This window comes from Rossellomorea vietnamensis, assembly GCF_008180615.1.
In the GTDB taxonomy this organism is placed as follows: Bacteria; Bacillota; Bacilli; order Bacillales; family Bacillaceae_B; genus Rossellomorea; species Rossellomorea vietnamensis_D.
Map to the genome: position 1 here is coordinate 101120 of NZ_VTEH01000012.1, position 17931 is coordinate 119050.

Annotated in this window: 19 protein-coding genes; 10 read left to right on the forward strand and 9 right to left on the reverse strand. The window is 38.3% G+C overall.

All coding sequences use genetic code 11. The features are described 5' to 3' along the window. Positions 1 to 42 precede the first annotated feature (42 nt). From FZC79_RS15160 to FZC79_RS15170, 3 genes are all read right to left on the reverse strand, one after another. Positions 43 to 1614, reverse strand: coding sequence for a hypothetical protein (locus FZC79_RS15160; RefSeq protein ID WP_148947615.1), 1572 nt, complete (start codon positions 1612 to 1614; stop codon positions 43 to 45). Beyond that, entirely contained in the window at positions 1607 to 2158 is a 552-nt protein-coding gene (locus FZC79_RS15165; protein WP_252183349.1) for a sigma-70 family RNA polymerase sigma factor, read from the reverse strand. Before FZC79_RS15165 ends, FZC79_RS15160 begins: the two co-directional genes overlap by 8 nt. A 481-nt stretch (positions 2159 to 2639) precedes the next feature. After that, complete coding sequence (locus FZC79_RS15170) at positions 2640 to 2879, reverse strand: VOC family protein (protein ID WP_148939698.1); 240 nt, start codon at positions 2877 to 2879, stop codon at positions 2640 to 2642. A gap of 266 nt (positions 2880 to 3145) precedes the next feature. On the opposite strand from FZC79_RS15170, the gene FZC79_RS15175 reads away from it, so the two are divergent. From FZC79_RS15175 to FZC79_RS15185, 3 genes are read left to right on the forward strand one after another with little or no spacing between them, the layout of a single operon-like run. After that, complete coding sequence (locus tag FZC79_RS15175) at positions 3146 to 3514, forward strand: helix-turn-helix domain-containing protein (RefSeq protein WP_148947616.1); 369 nt, start codon at positions 3146 to 3148, stop codon at positions 3512 to 3514. Between the two features lie 4 nt (positions 3515 to 3518). Then, the gene (locus FZC79_RS15180; protein WP_148947617.1) at positions 3519 to 4310 is read left to right on the forward strand and encodes a hypothetical protein; all 792 of its coding nucleotides are present in this window, start codon (positions 3519 to 3521) and stop codon (positions 4308 to 4310) included. After that, the gene (locus FZC79_RS15185) at positions 4297 to 5133 is read left to right on the forward strand and encodes a hypothetical protein (protein ID WP_148947618.1); all 837 of its coding nucleotides are present in this window, start codon (positions 4297 to 4299) and stop codon (positions 5131 to 5133) included. The genes FZC79_RS15180 and FZC79_RS15185 overlap by 14 nt, the downstream gene beginning before the upstream one ends. Positions 5134 to 5279: 146 nt before the next feature. Here FZC79_RS15185 and FZC79_RS15190 read toward each other — a convergent pair whose 3' ends face one another. Genes FZC79_RS15190 through FZC79_RS15200 form a run of 3 tightly spaced genes read right to left on the reverse strand, consistent with a single transcriptional unit; the run spans position 5280 to position 7506 of the window. After that, a complete protein-coding gene (locus FZC79_RS15190) occupies positions 5280 to 6527 on the reverse strand; it encodes an FtsW/RodA/SpoVE family cell cycle protein (protein ID WP_148947619.1) in 1248 nt (415 codons plus the stop codon). Beyond that, positions 6524 to 6955, reverse strand: a complete 432-nt coding sequence (locus FZC79_RS15195) for a PadR family transcriptional regulator (protein ID WP_148947620.1) — start codon at positions 6953 to 6955, stop codon at positions 6524 to 6526. The genes FZC79_RS15190 and FZC79_RS15195 overlap by 4 nt, the downstream gene beginning before the upstream one ends. 2 nt (positions 6956 to 6957) lie before the next feature. Beyond that, entirely contained in the window at positions 6958 to 7506 is a 549-nt protein-coding gene (locus tag FZC79_RS15200; RefSeq protein ID WP_148947621.1) for a sigma-70 family RNA polymerase sigma factor, read from the reverse strand. A gap of 218 nt (positions 7507 to 7724) precedes the next feature. Here FZC79_RS15200 and FZC79_RS15205 point away from each other — a divergent pair, with 218 nt between their 5' ends. Continuing rightward, on the forward strand, positions 7725 to 8039 hold the full coding sequence (locus FZC79_RS15205; RefSeq protein ID WP_148947622.1) for a hypothetical protein: 315 nt from the start codon (positions 7725 to 7727) through the stop codon (positions 8037 to 8039). A 33-nt stretch (positions 8040 to 8072) separates the two neighbouring features. Here the strand turns inward: FZC79_RS15205 and FZC79_RS15210 are convergent, their stop codons facing one another. After that, complete coding sequence (locus FZC79_RS15210; protein WP_148947623.1) at positions 8073 to 8417, reverse strand: hypothetical protein; 345 nt, start codon at positions 8415 to 8417, stop codon at positions 8073 to 8075. Positions 8418 to 8971: 554 nt separating this feature from the next. Here FZC79_RS15210 and FZC79_RS15215 point away from each other — a divergent pair. From FZC79_RS15215 to FZC79_RS15240, 6 genes are all read left to right on the forward strand, one after another. Further along, positions 8972 to 9712: a hypothetical protein gene (locus FZC79_RS15215; RefSeq protein ID WP_148947624.1), complete on the forward strand. Its 741-nt coding sequence runs from the start codon at positions 8972 to 8974 to the stop codon at positions 9710 to 9712. A 270-nt stretch (positions 9713 to 9982) separates the two neighbouring features. Beyond that, positions 9983 to 10531 (forward strand): DUF4352 domain-containing protein, encoded by a 549-nt coding sequence (locus FZC79_RS15220; protein ID WP_148947625.1) that lies wholly within the window; start codon positions 9983 to 9985, stop codon positions 10529 to 10531. A 409-nt stretch (positions 10532 to 10940) separates the two neighbouring features. After that, positions 10941 to 12548, forward strand: coding sequence for a DcuS/MalK family sensor histidine kinase (dcuS, locus tag FZC79_RS15225; RefSeq protein WP_148947626.1), 1608 nt, complete (start codon positions 10941 to 10943; stop codon positions 12546 to 12548). After that, positions 12541 to 13242, forward strand: a complete 702-nt coding sequence (locus FZC79_RS15230; RefSeq protein ID WP_148947627.1) for a response regulator — start codon at positions 12541 to 12543, stop codon at positions 13240 to 13242. The genes dcuS and FZC79_RS15230 overlap by 8 nt, the downstream gene beginning before the upstream one ends. 778 nt (positions 13243 to 14020) lie before the next feature. Then, the gene (locus FZC79_RS15235) at positions 14021 to 15211 is read left to right on the forward strand and encodes an NAD(P)-dependent malic enzyme (protein WP_148947628.1); all 1191 of its coding nucleotides are present in this window, start codon (positions 14021 to 14023) and stop codon (positions 15209 to 15211) included. 35 nt (positions 15212 to 15246) lie between these two features. Next, positions 15247 to 16581 (forward strand): 2-hydroxycarboxylate transporter family protein, encoded by a 1335-nt coding sequence (locus FZC79_RS15240; protein ID WP_148947629.1) that lies wholly within the window; start codon positions 15247 to 15249, stop codon positions 16579 to 16581. A 77-nt stretch (positions 16582 to 16658) separates the two neighbouring features. Here FZC79_RS15240 and FZC79_RS15245 read toward each other — a convergent pair whose 3' ends face one another. Together FZC79_RS15245 and FZC79_RS15250 are read right to left on the reverse strand one after the other, a co-directional pair. Then, complete coding sequence (locus tag FZC79_RS15245; RefSeq protein WP_252183350.1) at positions 16659 to 17153, reverse strand: DUF4362 domain-containing protein; 495 nt, start codon at positions 17151 to 17153, stop codon at positions 16659 to 16661. Between the two features lie 152 nt (positions 17154 to 17305). Further along, on the reverse strand, positions 17306 to 17779 hold the full coding sequence (locus tag FZC79_RS15250; RefSeq protein WP_148947630.1) for a hypothetical protein: 474 nt from the start codon (positions 17777 to 17779) through the stop codon (positions 17306 to 17308). Positions 17780 to 17931 lie beyond the last annotated feature (152 nt).

Here is a 17931-nt window from a genome sequence, read left to right on the forward strand (position 1 = left end):
CCTTCAACGGAACAGCACATGTTACCATCATTGCCACTTATTTTATTTTACCTTCTGAAATGTGCTTAACAATCTTTTGGTTTCATCAAATGATACATCGTGGGTGACTAGTTCAAGGATATGTTCATCTAACTCTCCTTTTACATGAACATCATCTGTTCCTTGCACTTTATATATCCTCCATTGGATGCCATTCACCTTCAACGCTTCGATTTCATCACCAAGCGGTCTGTCAAAATCTCCTGTTTTTCTAAGATAGGTGTCCTTTGGATAAATCCTTGTATAAAGCAAACGTGATCCTGACCCTTGTTCAGTTTCTGGCTTATCATAGCTATAGACCACAAAGGCTTGGTAATCTTCCTGATACTTTTCAATACTGGCGGAAAAAGGTGTGATCTTTGAGTTGGCAAACTCAAAAAACAATGGCATGGTTTCTCTTTGATCCACCATGACTTCTTTCACCTTACTAAGTTTTGTATCAGCATGTTCAATAACCTCTAGTTCACTTTCCCTTTTATCTTGAGGGGGAGGATTTAACCATCGCCGTTCCTCTTGATATTCTTCAAGTTCAGGTTCAAATTCATCTGTCAGATAAGTTTCATTAATAACAAGGTTGGATGGATGTAAATAACTGACTAATTCTCCTGCCTCATTATAAACCTCTCTTTTAACAATTATTCCAGTGTCTTTATCAATCCATATACGAAAATCCTTTTCTTCCGGCTGCATAATATTAACAAGGCTATCGTCAAGTCTTCCATAAATAACAAGTGTGTTATGTCCCAGCAGCTCTTCATTTTGTTTTTCGATGGTCCATTCATTTTCGTACCTTAAGAACTTTGCCACAAATGTATAATTAAAAAGGGAACTAAAGGCAATTAGACTTGGCGGGCTTTCCCTGTACATTTTTCTAGAATCAAATTCAAAAATATCATCGGGATCCATATTAAAAATATCCTCTGCTTTCACGACAGGTCTTTTCTCTTCTGGTTCATAGTCTTTCGTCGAATATTGATTTAAATCCCATTTCAAATGCCACAGTTGGTTACTGTTATAATAAGTCTCCTGAGTAGTCTGTTTCGTCTGGGGATTCTCAGGATCCGGGTGGTTGATAATCTTCTCGTAACCTCCAATAACTCCCTTATTACTCATCTTGTACTCAACCGTTTCCTTAGAGGAGGAACCATCATAATACCTTTCATATACTTCAAATTTCCCTGCAGCTGTTTCAAAGTAATCCACGGAGTTAAATAATTTATGCAGTATTTCCTCTTTGGTCATTTTTTCATAGTTTTCCTTTGGTTCGGGGTGTGAAACTTGTAAAGATTTTTGATCGTTATCAGCAATGACGTCAACGTCAGTTTCCTTTGTGAGAGAATCCTCTTCAGATATATTTGTATTATTCACCAGAATATAGCTGGCAGAACCGATGAACAGAGTGGTAAAGCAAAGACTCAACACAAAGCCAAGGTTTATCCTCCGATTATGTTTGACATTATCATGGTTTGTGACAAAGGTTTTCCTGACTTTCACTTTGTTCTTCTCCCTGAAATCCAAGCCATTAAGAACCGTGTCATCCATATCTTCTTTTAGCTTTTTTAATCTGTCAGTCAATTCTTTCCCCTCCTTTAAGTTGCTTCTTCAAAAGGTTCCTTGCACGGTGCAATCTTGTTTTGATTGTTTGGCTGCTGATTCCCAAGAGCTCGGATATTTCTTTGTAGGATAATTCTTCATAGTAGAATAATATGATGATTTCTCGGTATTTAACGGGCAGTCCCAGTACACATTCGGAAAGTTCCCTTTTTGCTTCAAGATTGATGACATCTTTCTCAGGTGTTTCATGGGTGACACTTTTTAACGAAAAAAAGTTACTTGTAATAAGATTCTTGAAACTCCAGCTCTTTAATCTATCTTTACATAGATTTACAGTGATTGAATAAATCCAAGTCTGATAAGATGAGTCGTGCCGAAACGTATCTAACTTTTGAAAACATTTAATGAATACTTCCTGTGCAATATCTTCAGCTAGCTGTTCTTGCTTTAAATAGGTATAAGCTAGCCTCACAACCTTTCTGCCATACTCATTCATCAACCATTCTACTATTTCTTCTCTGTTCATTTCATTATGATCCATCACTAACCTTTTATCTCTTAACATCAGTTATCCCCTTTCCACCTTTAGACGACTCCCAACAGATATGGTTGCAAAATAAATAAAAATCACAGCAAATTTGCCTTCCAATTAACTATCCGTCGTCTAACTGATACGACACCAAAGTAAAGAGCCCCACTACGGAAGGTTGAAATAAGTTAGAAGGAAATCTGACCGTTGATGAAGTCAACGTGGAAGTCGTTAGGTAATGTGTAGAAAAAGGAAACCTAGAAGGCACTGGGACGAGCACTAATACGACTCATACAGAAGCAAATACATTTAAGTGTACTGCCGACATGGACAGAAGGAGAGGGTAACTGTATTAGATTTCCATTAGGGAGATAACGTCTATGCGCCTGCCGAATATATGAAATTAGTTGACGGATTTTCAATAAGGAAAAGGTTAAAAGTTGATTCTCAGTATTTTAGCAGAGAGACATGTCATAAGTGAGACAAGGAACCTCCATCCCTCTAACGTTCAACCTCTCTAGTCAGCGACAAGCTGTTGAATCAGCGGGTTATCGTCAACCTGTACGGCAATAGACCGATCTTGAATTCCGAGCCATTCGATATAACTCAAACCAAAATAAGCAAGCGTGTTATAAGTCCCCCAGTTTTCATGCTTTCCACCCTCAATAACCTGAATGCCATGCTGCAGCATCGTTTCTTTCGCGGATGCAGGATCAGATGAAAAGTGAACAAGGTGGTCAAAGGCAAGTGAAGTCATTTTGTATCCCTCGTTTTTGTTTAGTGGTGTGATTCTATTTTAGCAGGTTTCCTAAAAGCTCTAAGTGTCTGTATGTGCTTCTAAGGTCTTGCCGCACCGGCTATATTTATCGACAAATGTCGGGACGTCACTGTGACATTAAAAAGAAGGAGAATAAGAATTTATGATTTGGGTAAAAATAAATTTTACAGATTGTAAAATTTATTTTTACACGCGGTTTTACTTTTACTGTATAATGAAACTAAATAAGTTCGGAGGTGATTAAGATGCCGCTCTATCAACTACAGAGTATTATCGGGGAAAACTTACTTAAATTTTTAAGAGTGAATGGCTATACAAAAACTTCTTTAGCTAAAATGACAGGAATTTCCCGGCCGACAATTAATCAAATAGTAGAAGGCAAAAGTCCTAACCCGAAAATTTATGAGGAACAGATACAAAAGATAACGGATGCTTTTAATTTGCCCATTGACTATTTTACGTATTTTTCTGATGTTCAACAGGAAAAATGGCATTTACCATCTACTCAGTATTCAGATAGATCGACTTTCTCTAATAGAAATGAATTAACCAAAGATCTATTAAGTGATTTAGATGAGTTATTAACGGTTGCCACTTTTTATATAAAGGGGTGAAGAAATGAGAATATCGAGTAATAACCTAAATGAAACAGTAAAATTAAATAGACAAATTAATAATGAAATCCAGCGCCACTTAAAATATATGCATAGGTTTCTTGCTAAATATGATATACAATCCCCGGAAAAACTTGCCCTGCAAATTTTAAAAGACCATTATTTAATCCAAATTCCTATTCCTGACCCTGATTGGGGAGGAGCAATTAGAGAACTTCCCAATGGCAAAAAAATCCCAGTAATTAATACTGCACAACCTCGACTATATCAATACTTCATTTATTGGCATGAAATTTACCATCTTACAGAGGACTTTTCAAATTCACATGAAATTTCAACAGAATTTGATCTAACAGAACGGAAAGCTGATTATTTTGCAAGTCAAATGGTAATAAGTAATGATCTTTACAATTATTTCTTAGATTTAAAGCAAATAGAGTTTATTAATCGAGCTGCTATTTGTATGGATACTTTTAAAGCGCCGTATAAGGCTATTTTAATTCAATTATATGAATCGGCAATAGAGTATAAGAATGAAGTTCTTCAAGAAGAAATAAGATCTAACTTTGATCTATCCTTTAATATGGATTCCTGGGTAGAGATATTTCAAAAGTTATCGCTTGATGAAAATCTAGTTAAACCTTCGTATATAGTGGATTTTGGACTTTTGAAATATGAAATTGACTCTATAACAGATACTGATGACCGTGTTTATAATGAAACAAAGGAATTTATTATCGGATTAGAAAAAAAATATTTACTAGTGAAAGGGAAACTGGAAAGTGGGGAATTATAGAGATTTAAGTGGGAAACTTAATGAGAAAGAGACTAATCGAATTCTGATTATGGACAACAATAATTTAGAATTTTGTACTCAGCATAAAGATATCTTTCTTGTTGATGAAGTATTTAGGAATTACGATATTATACTGATACCTGAATGGGTTCATCGTGAAATCTCTCATAGTGAAAGACGGCTAGAGTACCTAGCCAGAATCCCTGTTCCTTATTTTATAATCAACGAAGAGGAAGATTATGTTGAGTTTGTTGAATATCAAGAGTTTAGATTGATGGAGCTTTTTAAACATGCTTCTTCTTCTATATCACCTGCTAGAAAGTATTTTTCAGGATTAAAGAAATATTATAACCAGAATGTTGACCTGCCAGAACAGTGGATTGATGGTTTTTATGAAGAAGGATTTGAAGTGCAAGATGGTTCGGATTTAAGAAAGAATGCAGGAGAAACTTCAATTTTAGTGTTAGTGTATTTGTTGCTTCATCATTACCCTTCCTCAATAAAAAATATCACGATATTCTCAAGTGATAAGGGAACCATGACTATTAAAGAAAAGATTATGGATAACCTTCATAAAATAGAATTAATACATAATCCAGCAACTCCTATTAGCTTTATGAGTACTGATATTTTACTTATTGAGGCTGTTTCCAAAGGTTGGGCTGATATTGAAGATATTGAAAGGTTGCGTCCGAATAGTAAAAGAGTAATTTATTCTAGGAAGCTCGAAAATCAAAGTAGTTCAAGACATGAATATGTAATGGAAACAGGCGATTTTATTAAGGCTTTAAAAAATATAGAACAATATCATTTTGAATTCTGAGTCTATTATGAGCCGAATCAACATGCCATATTTATGTTCCTGCTAAATAAGCAGATGAAGTGTATAACAGAATAAAAGAATCAGAGAATCAGGGCCTGACCCCCAGTACACTAACGAATTAACGTACCGGGGGTCAGGCCCCGTTTTCATACCACTGTAGATTCTACAATATCCTTTCTTCGATAAACGTTCAGAATAAGGCCTAGCAGTGCAGAGTATACTAGCAGCAGGCTTCCGCCATAACTAATAAACGGCAGGGGTACTAACATGATGGGCACTATACCAAGACCCATTAAGATGTTCCAGCAAGCAGGAACAATGAAGAATGCAGCCCCTCCGATGGCTATTAATCTGCCGAATAAATCCTCTGTTTTAAAAGCATTTGAAGATATCCGTAAAATAAATACAAAGAGCAGCAGACAAAGGACAATTCCAAAAGCCCAGCCAAAAGAATAGACGAGAAATGGGAATACTAAATCTGTATGTGCTTCAGGGAGCTTTAGATCATTGTTAAGTCCGTTGCCGAACCAACCAGCCTTTGAAAGGATATCTTTCAGGGGTATGAGTGTATCAGAGAGGTAGCTATTAGGGAATGTAAGTATCATCATATTAAAGAAAAGGATACCTATAAGCAAATTTCCCACGGCTGCTTTAATGGCAAATTGTTTATGAACATAAGAAAAAACATACATCGCTAATACGCTAAAAAAGTATATAATACTAAACATAAATTGTGGGACCATGATGTAGAGAAGGACTGGAGTCCAAAATAGGAATAATAGCATTCCTTGTTTTTTCCACCCCTTAGACACATTGATTTTAGAAAAAATGCCGGCCCACGCGATCAAAAATAAAAATAAAGATATAGCCGGACCATCAATCGTAATACCTCCGAAAGAAATCCATCTTTTTGCTCCGTTAAGCTCAACGCCAACTAAAAAAGTTGTGAAAAACAGGATTAAGCCGCCTCCATAAAAATACATCCACAAATTTTTCAGTTTCCTGTAATCAAAGAAAAGAAATCCTATGAGAGCAAGAACAGCAAGGACGAGCCAGACTGCTTGTGTTTTCATATAAGAAGAGCTGGGCACTGAAACACTGCCCATCAGTGGAAGAAAACTAATGCCTGCAAGAAGGACAAATAACACAATAAGGAGCCAGTCCATTCTCGGTTTATGAAGATGATTCATGTTTTTACCGACAGTAGAGGGATCTCCCATTTCCTGCATTGCCTTTTTATCCGCATCCCCTACAGATAATCCTCTCTCTTGAAAGGACCGGCTTAGCTCTTCCATATGATTACTAAGCTCCTTTTTGATCATACTGTGAGCTTCCTTGGATTTCACTTTAGAGATGACTTTACTTAAATATTCCTCAAATTTAGAAGAACTCATAAAGAAGCCTCCTCGAGTAAAGATTTCAGTGATGCGCGTTGTTTTGAACCTCTAGGTTCCAGAGCAGCTGCATATTTTTTTCCTTTCGCAGTTAGGGAATAGTATTTCCTGTCTTCCACCCATTTTGAAGTAATGATTTTCTTATTTTCAAGTAGATGTAAAAGGATATAAAGCTCGCCTTCATCGCTTTTAAAGCTAAGCTCATTTTTTTGGAAAAGCCCGGTGGAAATATCGTACCCTTGCTTTGCTTCATTTTGCAGTGCATACAATAAATTTTTAAGGGTTTCTACTTTCCAACAGTGAAGGTCTAGGTGAGATTGCTTCTTCCGGATCGTTTCTTTCACCACATTTTTTCTCTCCTCGGAAAATGAAAATCCCTCAAGATCTTTTTTTATAGAATTCTTTATGTTTTGGAATGGATCGCTCATGGCTAAACCTCCTTTTTCATCTTGTTCTTTAATAATTCTCTGGCCTGTTTTAATCTGGTTTTTAATGTATTTCTATTTACACCCGTAATCTTGCTGATCTCTAATAAAGAAAGCTCCTCGTAGTAATGTAAAAAAACAACTTCCCTATATTTTACTGGTAAATCTATAATGGCACTCGTTAAACTGTTTGCTACATTCTTTGAGATGATTTCCTCTTCAACGTGTTTTGACTTGGATGGGATATAATCCAAAATTTTATCGCTGAATTGTATTTTGCGGTAATGCCAACTACGCAAGTAATCCTTACAATGATTAATGGCGATTGCATATAGCCACGTCTTTATTGATGATTTATTATTAAACTGACCTAGTTTTTCATGGCATTTAATAAATATCTCCTGCGTTAAATCCTCGGCTGTCGTTCGATTCTTTACATAGGAAAAAACCAGATGCAGTACATCATCGCTGTAGGTATCCATTAATTGGCCGATAACTTGTTCGTTATTATCTATGCTATTAACATTCACTGCTATTTCTTCAAGTTCAGCCATCTTCGTTTCCCCCCTTTCACCATTTTAGACGAAGCAAGCATCATTTTGGTTTGGAAAAATTTAAAGGCGTTACTGTGACATAAAAATCCCACTCATCATCATAAGCGAGGGGGATTTCGGGTTCTATTTGGACAGAGGGGGGGATCAGGACACTAACGTATCAACTTACGGTAGTGTGGCCCCTGTACCGAGTTGATAGTAGGAAAGGAGAGATATAAATGAGAATTCAAGAAGATTTCCATGATGTCCCGGCGGGTGGAACCATTATCTTTCAACACTTACTGATTTATTTGGAACAGGGAAGAGAGATAGAATTTGTTTATAAAGATAAAGAATATTTTATTTCTAATACGAACGAAGGAAGAGCTTTATGGATTGGGGATAATAAGATGAGCGATGGCTTTAACAAGGACAATTTGTCTTTTACGGAATCAGTGAAAGTGGATGGAATTGCTTTAGCCGCCATTTTTAAACAAAGTCAAGCTGCTATTTCTACTGTTTTTAGAAAAAATCACAGTCCCCCATCACAGTAACGTACTGGGGGTCAGGCCCCGACTTTCATGTTCTTATTTTTCATATCTTTCAATGCCGTGTAATTCAAATAATTCTCCTGAATTAAAAAGTTCTATTGTAACTTCTGCGTTACCACTTGTAATTCCATTATCACCTTTTGCGATTTCCTTTAAAATCTTTAATGCTGTTTGTGTTCTATAGTCAACTAATAAGGCATAAACACAGGAGCTTGATAATACACTAGGGAGTTCGCTTTTAAGTAATTGGTCTAATAAATCTTTAGCTAGTTGGTGATCCCTCTTCATCATGTATCCGATTTCAAGTATCCTTTCAGAGTAATACTTTCCATCTTTATATTTACCACTTTTTTGTGTTTCCTCAAATTTGATTGCGTTCATTGTAAATGCTCTTGCGAGTGGGCCGGTAATATTTTTTTCATATAAATACCGCCTTATTACTATTATTATTGCTTCATTATTTTTTAAGCCATATTCATATTGGTAGTCAAAACTTTTCCCTATGCGCCCTTCGAATATAGGAAATTAGGGCCTGCCCCCCAATTCATTAACGTACCGGGGTTAAGGTCCCATTCTTCATTTTTGTAGAAAAAATCAGACAGTAGATAAAGATTTCGTATTTACATTTTATTTCCTATATTGTAAAATATTTAATGTAAAAATAATTATTATACATTTATAGGCTTATTATATAAATATTTTCCATTTTTATTATATACGAATATACCAATCTCCACCTTTTTAGGAGATAAAGAAAAATATACTGATTCACAAACACAATATAATCTCATTTCCCTTATTGGCAGGGGGATAACTTTGTTGTGGACTTGTATATTTTTATACTTTATCAAGAAAAGGGGAGATTTTTTGTTTTGGTAAGAGAAAAATCAATTTGTTTAGTACTGTAAAACTTGCAAAGGAAAGGGAGAATTTAAATGTTGGTGTACTTTAGCATGAAATCGGCAGCTGCCTTGTTAGCTTTGTGTATTGTAGCAGGTATCTTTATGGGAAGAAGTAATTATAAGGGATTCTATATATTGGACTTTGTATCTTTGGGTGCTGGACGAGCAATTAGCGGAGTGCCATTAATCGGTTTAATAATGTATCTTTCAGGTTCCCTAATGGCATTCGTATCAAAGGTAATTATTGAATCATCAGAATTTGGTCATTTCGAACCCGTCATCAGCCTTCTGACTTACTTTATTTTCACAATTGTAATCTTAATAAAGACTCCTGAAGTATCTGCCGAGGCTCCCACAGGAGAAGGTGATAGCACTTTTGACGATGACAGACTTACTATGGAGGATGATATTGAAGCTTATATAAAACAAAAGCATGAACGTCAATATCAGGATTATCTAAAAAGGAGAAAAGAAATAGGGTCAAAATCTTTAACAGATATATTAGCTGAAAGTCAATCTGCTTCAACTAATATTCTTATTCCTAATGACTCAGACGAAGATCAATGGGAACAAGAAGATCAGGGGGAAGAAGATTATCAAGATGAGCTAGATCGAATAGTGGAGGAGAGGGAAGGCGAAATTGAAACGAGAAGAGAGGAAATGGATGAGAAAGATACAATGGAGGAGGCGGTAGCCTGGGATGATCTGGAGGATGAAATGGATCGTATAAGGCAGGAAATGGAGGAAGAAGAAAGACAGGAACACTATTATTAGGATTATTAACTAATAGGTTCTAGTATTGCAGAACAGTAATACCGAACAGTAATACCAAAAGCCTGGAGGTGAAAGTCTCCAGCTTTTACTCAGAAATTTGCAGAATAATTTTGGCTACTCAAGGTTATCGACGAGTGAATTTCACTATTTTCTTGATATCCATAACCAACTTAACATTCCAATTTTTAACTATAAAATAAATAAAAAATTTCTTGCCTTTATAATTATGGTAAAATAATAAAAAAATAGAAATTTAAGGGAGATTACATCATGAAAAAAATAATTATTAGTACACTGTTAGGAACATTCTTAGTGTTTTCACTAGGTGCTTGTAGTGATAAAGAAGAGAGTGTAGCAAAATTAGAGAATATGGATACCCCGCAACTTTTTGATGCTGAAATGGGTAAACCATTTAAGGCAGTCCGCATTGGCGGTGATCAAAATAGTATCGTTGAGATAACGGTTAACAATTATGCTATTGAACAAAATTTACATGAAAATGAAGAGGTTAATCAGGAATATGATTTTGCGAAATTTGATGTTTCTGTTAAGAATATTGGAGAAACAACAACCAAGGAGGATATTGTTATCAAACAAAGTTTTGATTTCTTTGATTCGAATGGTAAAGAAATTGAAAGAGGATTTGTTTTGGGTTTTGAAGACGAAGATTTTAAACAAGCAGAATTAAGACCAGATGGCGTAAATGAAGGGACACTTGTTACTGCTATACCTAAAGGCTCTGTACCTGCTGAGGTAATATATTCAGTACATCATATCTATTTGGATAAGAATAACCAGTATCTTATGAAACTTAATTAATGTATTAATCTTAGCTTTTAAAAAGGACGCAATCATTGCTTCATATGGTTGCGTTCTTTCTCTCTTATCCCCCTTTTAAGTATATTAACTTTTCTTAAACGTTTACTATTCACTAATAGAGCCAGGAACTGAACCAAAGTCACTAACGTGTTAATGTACCTGGGGGCTGGCCAGCCCTTAGGAATGGGCCGGTTGGTACTGTTACAATGAACTTTGTTAAGGAGTTTAGTTGGTTAGTTCAGATAAATCGAGTGTAGAATTAATCAAACGTATGTTTAAATCATTAGGTCAGGGGAAATCAGGGTCTGACCCCCATTACACATTAACGTATTAACGTATTAATGTGCCGGCTATATTAATCGACAAATGTCGGGACGTCACTGTGACATTAAAGATTGAGGTGAATTCCATGTTTAAAAGGAAATGGAAATTGAGTTCTATTATTATTATATTTGTCTGCCTGGTTGTGCTCTTGTCCTTACTGATAACAGATTTGCTTATTAGCAATATTACTACCCAAAGGATTCAGGATGACCAGGAAGAAAAAGCTCAAATTGTTTCCAGAACTGTAGCAGAATCGAAAATAGTGAAGGAAGGTTTACTGGATGACCAAGCAGCACAGTCCATCCAGAATTATACGAGTGAAGTACAGACCATAACCGATATGATGTTTATTGTGGTTTTGGATATGGAAGGAATCAGAAAATCCCACCCTGACCCTGATTTGATCGGAAAAAGATTTGTAGGTGGAGACGAAGAAGTAGTTTTACAGGGAGATGAGCATATATCAACCTCTGAAGGAACGCTGGGTGACTCATTAAGGGCGTTTACTCCTGTTTATGATAATAACAACAATCAAATCGGGGCTGTTGTCGTAGGGATTTCCTTGGAACAAGTACAGTCGGCCCTTTTACAGGGGCATCTAAATATCTTGAAGGGCACAGTATTTGGATTATTGGCTGGGATTTTAGGAGCGATTCTTGTTGCTAAGTACATAAAGAGAATGCTATTTGGACTAGAGCCGTATGCTATTTCAAAGCTTCTAGAAGAACGGAGCACAATGCTTCAGTCTGTTCATGAGGGCATTGTGGCAGTCGATCAGGACAAAAATATTACACTGGTCAATAAATCAGCCCTCAGAATTTTTAAACTGGCCGGATTATCTGAAGAACCTGTGGGGATGAAGATCTCTGACTATATGCCAAGCAGTAGACTGGACAGGGTCTTGAAGACAGGAAAGCCTGAACGCGATGAGGAACAGATTCTGAACGGGGTGTCAATCCTTGTTAATCGGGAGCCCCTCATTGTGGATGACCAGGTCATCGGAGCCATTTCAACTTTCCGGGATATGACCGAAATGAATCATCTTGCAAAACAGTTAACCGGAATTCGAACTTATGCTGAATCGCTCCGTGCTCAATCACATGAATTCATGAACCGGCTGCATGTCATATTTGGAATGGTCCAATTAGAAGCGTATGATGAATTAATGGAATTTATCCGTAAGCTGGTTGATCACAATAACAAGGAAGTCGATATGGTTACAAAAAGCATAAAAGACCCGGTGCTTGCCGGTTTCCTGATGGGAAAAATAAGTTATGCCCGCGAAGAAAACGTTGAGTTGATTGTGAAGAGTTATTCAACAATAGAGGAAATCTTTGAACCAGAGGTCAATCATGAACTGATCACAATCATAGGGAACCTAGTTGATAATGCGATCCAAGCCTTGGCGGATTGCGAAAAGAAAATAATAGAATTGAGACTGAAAGACGAAGGTGGAAGGTTGTTCATTAAAGTGGAAGATACCGGTCCCGGCATTAAGAATGAAAATAGTGCAGTCATTTTCGAGAAAGGATATTCCACTAAAGGTGAAGACCGGGGCTTCGGCTTATACTTGGTCAAAAAGAGCATTGAGCGCCTTAACGGAAGTCTCACAGTAAAATCGAGTGCTGAAGGAACGGTCTTTTCTGCAGAAATACAATATGATACCACGAGAGTTGGGATAGAACATGATTAAGGTATTAATAATTGAAGACGATCCGATGGTAGCAGAATTCAATAAGCGTTATCTGGATAAAGTGGATGGTTTCGCATTAGTGGATGTGGTTCATACAACCAAAGAGGCAAAATCGGTATTGGAATTGGAAAAAGTGGACTTGATGCTGCTGGATGTGTTTATGCCTGGCGGGAATGGCCTCGAACTGCTGCGGGAGGTAAGAGAAAGGGGGCTGGCTGTGGATGCAATATTGATCACAGCAGCCTCAGATACCGAGAAAATCCAGTCTGCCCTTCGCTTTGGGGCAATCGATTACTTGATCAAACCCTTTGAGTTTGACCGGTTTAAACAAGCACTGCTGAGATTCAAAGAAAAGCAGACCATTTTTCATAATAGTGAGAAACTCAGTCAGGATGAGATTGATCAGAGGTTATTTGAACCTGAGAAAAGTGAGATGGAGACCGATAAATCACTGCCGAAAGGACTTACCAAAAACACCCTTCAGGTAATCGTTGAGACTATTAAGGAACTGAAAAATTTTTCAACCGATGAATTAGCGGAGCACACAAACATTTCCAGGGTTTCAGTAAGGAAGTACCTTGTATTTTTGACGGAGCTGAAAGTATTGGAAGAAACGCTTGTATATGGGATCGGACGCCCGGTATATCAATACTCCTACAAAGAAAATGATAAAGTATTAGAAGGATATTTATAAAACCCAAGAATCTTTACTGGTTCTTGGGTTTTTTTTGGCTCTTTCCAGTCTGCTGCTGTATAAGAGACAGACGATTTATATACTCATGTTTTTTGAAAAGGCTCTTTTCGTAAACTTTGTTGCTATTTGATACTAATTCCGAAAATTAACCATACAGGGTCGGTGAAATCTGGTAACACCGAAAAGAGATAAGACTCTTAGTATCCGGGATTATTTGAAAGCAACAATATATGATAAAACAGCCTTTCTAAAAGATTGTTACTTTTAAATGCTATTTTATCTCCTCCTCCTTTTTACGTGGAAGGATTGGAGCGGAAGGCGTGCGACCTCCTGCGGAACTAGCGGGACAGGTGAGACCCCGCAGGCGAATCCAGCTTCAGCGGCCAACGACTAGCAGATTTCGGTCTCTCTCCTTGCGATAAGTCATCATCGAATCGCTGTCGCTCTTCGTGATTCCTTTATCTCATACGAGAGCCCTAAAATCTGTACGTCGCTGAACGGCCGCTTTCGCTTTTTATGAAGCCGAGGAGGCCGGGCGCCCGCCCCGCGGAGTCGCGCGCCTGGAGCGGAAATCCATTACTTTTAAAATAGCCACAATCTTTGCGAAAACAGCCTTTGAAAAAAATGGCCACAAGTCCGAAGAGGTTCGATAAGAAACGGAACGTCTGCTTTTTTTAATTTCAAAAAGAATGCAATAGTTTCATAACCTGTTTATCTTTTAAAAATCTCTCTAAGATAAAAGTAGATTATGAAAGCGATTACGTGAGGAGAGATTAAAATGTCCAGACGAAACCTGAGAGATGAAACTATTGCACTCCATAGACAGCATTCAGGAAAAATTGAAGTAAACAGTAAAGTGAACATTAAGACCGAAGAAGATTTAAGTCTTGTCTATACTCCGGGAGTGGCGGATGTCTGCAAGGCAATCGCAGAAAATGAGGCAGAGGTTGACACACTGACTTCAAGAGGAAACATGGTAGCGATCGTCTCTGATGGAACAGCTGTATTGGGCCTTGGCGATATTGGTCCAAAAGCGGCCATGCCTGTGATGGAGGGAAAGAGCATCCTTTTTAAAAATTTCGCTGACATCGATGCTTTTCCACTTTGCCTGGATACTAAGAATGTAGATGAAATAGTCAATATTGTTAAAGCGCTTCAACCAAGCTTCGGGGGAGTGAACCTTGAGGACATCTCTGCACCGCGCTGTTTTGAGATTGAAGAACGACTGAAGAAAGAACTGGATATACCTGTATTCCACGATGACCAGCATGGAACAGCAATCGTTGTTTTGGCAGCGCTTTATAATGCCCTGAAAGTCGTAAATAAAGTCCATAAAAACAACAAGATTGTCATCAATGGTGCTGGGGCTGCTGGTATTTCGATTGCGAAACTATTGTTACATGCGGGCTATAAAGATATTACTCTTGTGAGTTTGGAAGGCGTTGTCTCCAAAGGTGAAAAGTGGTTGAATACAGCACAGGAAAAAATCGCTGAACAGACCAATTTAACCGGAATCACGGGTACTTTGAGCGACGCTATACAAGGGGCCGATGTGTTTATCGGGGTTTCTGCTCCCGGTGTTATGAAGCCTGAACATGTGAAAGCAATGAATGAGAAAGCGATCGTGCTGGCAATGGCAAATCCGATTCCGGAAATTTATCCGGAGGAAGCATTGGAAGCAGGTGCTGAAGTCGTTGGGACTGGCCGTTCTGATTACCCTAATCAGGTAAATAATCTGCTGGCTTTCCCTGGGATTTTCAGAGGCGCTTTGGACGCTAAAGCAAAAGACATTACGATGGAAATGAAAGTGGCAGCTGCATATGCCATTGCGGGGGTTATTACAGAAGCAGAACTGAGTGCAGATTATATCATACCAAAAGCTCTTGACGAGAGAGTGGCAAGACTCGTAGCCAAAGCTGTCAGAGCAACAGCGATTCAAGAGAAAAAAGGAAGAAGTACGGTTTCTTAAACCGGACTTCTTCTAAAACAGAGGAGGAAAAAGATATGGGGGAAGCAGCAAGAGATTATACAGCTATAGAGGAAACGAAAAAAGTCACCAGTTCAAATATTCAATCATTCAAAGACGGAAACATATCCATTTTTAATACCCCGATTTTATGGTTTGCTATTTTCTCAGCGATTACGCTGATTAGTATGTATACAGGAAATCTTCCTGGCGGTATGATCGGAAGTTTGCTGGTTATGATAGTGCTGGGTGAATTATTTGGATTTGTTGGTGACAGACTTCCAATTGTGAAAACATTCCTTGGCGGTGGAGCCATTGTCGCTATTTTTGGTTCCGCTTACATGGTATACAGCGGCCTGCTTCCTGAGAGTATCACCACATCAGTCACCGACTTCATGACATCAGGCGGATTCCTGAACTTTTACATCGCGGCTCTAATCACTGGAAGTATTCTTGGTATGAATTCAAAGATACTTGTGAAAGTTGGATTAAGATACTTTCTTCCAATCGGAGGAGCGGTATTGGGTGCAGTGGTACTTACAGCACTTATAGGTTCTCTAGTTGGATTTACCCTTCAAGAGGCAGTTCTTGTCATTGCCATGCCGATCTTGGGAGGCGGAATGGGTGCCGGGGCTGTCCCGATGAGCCAAGTGTATTCTGAACTTCTTGGTAATGACCCGAGTTACTATATTTCCATGCTGGTACCCGCTTTGGCCCTCGGGAATGTATTCGCCATTGTCCTTGCCAGCATGCTGGATTTGCTCGGAAAGAAATTTCCTTCCCTGACAGGAAACGGTCAATTAATTCAAGGATTTAAATATGAAAAAACAGAATCAAATTATGATATACAAAAAATGGGAGTGGGCCTTCTGGCTGCGCTGAGCTTTTTTACAGTTGGCACATTACTGGCTTCATTCATTCCATTGCACGCATATGCGATCATGATCATCCTGGTTGCTGCTGCCAAAGTGGCAAACGCCATTCCGTCGACAGTCGTTGAAGGTGCGAGTCAATGGTACCAGTTCGTCGCTAAAAACTGGACCTTTGCTTTGTTGTTCGGAATCGGTGTAGCATATACTGACCTTGGGACTGTTCTAGAAGCACTTACTCTGCAATACATTCTTACGGTTTTCGGTGTAGTGCTTGGGGCGATTATCGGTGCAGCGCTTCTCGGCAGACTCGTTGGATTCTACCCAATAGAAGCTGCTATTACAGCAGGCTTGTGTATGGCAAATATGGGAGGAACAGGTGATGTGGCCGTCCTTTCTGCAGCAAAACGTATGGAATTGATGCCATTTGCCCAAATTTCCTCACGTTTGGGAGGAGCAATAATCCTGTTGCTGGCTGGTTTGCTGATACCGCTGTTCACATAAAGATGTGGAAAATTAGGGCCTGATCCCGGTACATTAACGTATTAATGTACTGGGGATCAGGCCTTTGTCTGTAAACACTAATCATTACTAATTATAGTTACATGTATTACTTCTGCTTTGCCATTACACCCGTGTAACTGATAAACAGTTCGATTGTTTTGGTCTATTTTCTCTATGCTTTCACATACAGCTTCCATTACTAATTGATCCCCAAATTCATCTTCTCTTGTATCTTTCTTCGAAGTTAGTTCATCGTTGAAATAGTTTAAGTAATGAATAATGGGATCGCCTTCATCAGTGTAATTTACTACTCGGACTTCACTATCCCTATCCATAGAAACATCTTCTATAAAATTCTCAAGTAATCTTAAATTCTCTATGTTTCCATGTGTATTGACTACATCATGCTTAGAGGGAGAATATTCGCCACAACCTGAAAGAAGAAATAGTAATATAAAGGTAAAATAGAATTTCCTCATTTTATCACTCCCTAATAGTTGGGGCAGGGGGGACAGGTGAACTGCACTTGTGCCTGCCGAATTTACGAAATTAAACCTCTTCGGAGATCTCATACATTCCTCCCCTGTAAAAAAATGGATTGGTCTTGGCGTCCGTTTTCAAAACTGCAGGCCAAAGGGTCTTTCGCCGAATTCATCGAGGAAAGCCTAGGAAATCAGGGCCTGACCCCCAGTATATTAACGTACCGGGGGGCAGGTCCTTTTATTTATATTTCTTCCGCCGCTATTTTCATTTTTTCGAAAGTAACCCTATTACTAAAATCCTCTTTAGTTATCTTTAAACTATCACACGCGTAATAGAGGTGCTCCAACCAGTCATCATCTCCACAGTTGACAGCTTCTTCGCATTCTTTCTCAATATAGGGAGTGCTGATATCCTTACCTACATCCCTGAAAGTTGCTATTGCTTCCATGGCACCTGGCCAGTTCCGGTCCTGTAATAAGCGGACTAATTTGGGTAATGCCTGTTTGTTTCGCGGGTAGCCCATAGTTCTTAATAGGGACACACCATTTTCCCAGCATTCTTTTCCGTACGTGGGAATCAGCAAATCCACCTGATCAGGAGGCAATTGAAAAAGAACCTTCTTTGCTACTTCCTGCTGTTCCTCAGGAAGTAACCAGTTCAGATTGTAGACATAGTAGATAATCTCTTCTTTTTCCAAAACAATATAGTCAGTCATAACGTTGGTAAGCACCTCAGTTTTTAGAAGATACAGAAATAGCCTGAAGGATTTTTGAGGAAATCAGACTTCTTGACCCCCTCTAATCATTCTTTAGTAATCTCATACATTCCCCCCTGTAAAAGAATGGATCGGATTACTAAAGAATGAAG

Coding starts and splice junctions, on each gene's coding strand:
- FZC79_RS15165 (WP_252183349.1), bottom strand. CDS start 2,158: ATGTTAAGAGATAAAAGGTTAGTGATGGATCATAATGAAATGAACAGA.
- FZC79_RS15170 (WP_148939698.1), bottom strand. CDS start 2,879: ATGACTTCACTTGCCTTTGACCACCTTGTTCACTTTTCATCTGATCCT.
- FZC79_RS15175 (WP_148947616.1), top strand. CDS start 3,146: ATGCCGCTCTATCAACTACAGAGTATTATCGGGGAAAACTTACTTAAA.
- FZC79_RS15180 (WP_148947617.1), top strand. CDS start 3,519: ATGAGAATATCGAGTAATAACCTAAATGAAACAGTAAAATTAAATAGA.
- FZC79_RS15190 (WP_148947619.1), bottom strand. CDS start 6,527: ATGAGTTCTTCTAAATTTGAGGAATATTTAAGTAAAGTCATCTCTAAA.
- FZC79_RS15195 (WP_148947620.1), bottom strand. CDS start 6,955: ATGAGCGATCCATTCCAAAACATAAAGAATTCTATAAAAAAAGATCTT.
- FZC79_RS15200 (WP_148947621.1), bottom strand. CDS start 7,506: ATGGCTGAACTTGAAGAAATAGCAGTGAATGTTAATAGCATAGATAAT.
- FZC79_RS15205 (WP_148947622.1), top strand. CDS start 7,725: ATGAGAATTCAAGAAGATTTCCATGATGTCCCGGCGGGTGGAACCATT.
- FZC79_RS15210 (WP_148947623.1), bottom strand. CDS start 8,417: ATGAACGCAATCAAATTTGAGGAAACACAAAAAAGTGGTAAATATAAA.
- FZC79_RS15215 (WP_148947624.1), top strand. CDS start 8,972: ATGTTGGTGTACTTTAGCATGAAATCGGCAGCTGCCTTGTTAGCTTTG.
- FZC79_RS15220 (WP_148947625.1), top strand. CDS start 9,983: ATGAAAAAAATAATTATTAGTACACTGTTAGGAACATTCTTAGTGTTT.
- dcuS (WP_148947626.1), top strand. CDS start 10,941: ATGTTTAAAAGGAAATGGAAATTGAGTTCTATTATTATTATATTTGTC.
- FZC79_RS15230 (WP_148947627.1), top strand. CDS start 12,541: ATGATTAAGGTATTAATAATTGAAGACGATCCGATGGTAGCAGAATTC.
- FZC79_RS15235 (WP_148947628.1), top strand. CDS start 14,021: ATGTCCAGACGAAACCTGAGAGATGAAACTATTGCACTCCATAGACAG.
- FZC79_RS15240 (WP_148947629.1), top strand. CDS start 15,247: ATGGGGGAAGCAGCAAGAGATTATACAGCTATAGAGGAAACGAAAAAA.
- FZC79_RS15245 (WP_252183350.1), bottom strand. CDS start 17,153: ATGAGATCTCCGAAGAGGTTTAATTTCGTAAATTCGGCAGGCACAAGT.
- FZC79_RS15250 (WP_148947630.1), bottom strand. CDS start 17,779: ATGACTGACTATATTGTTTTGGAAAAAGAAGAGATTATCTACTATGTC.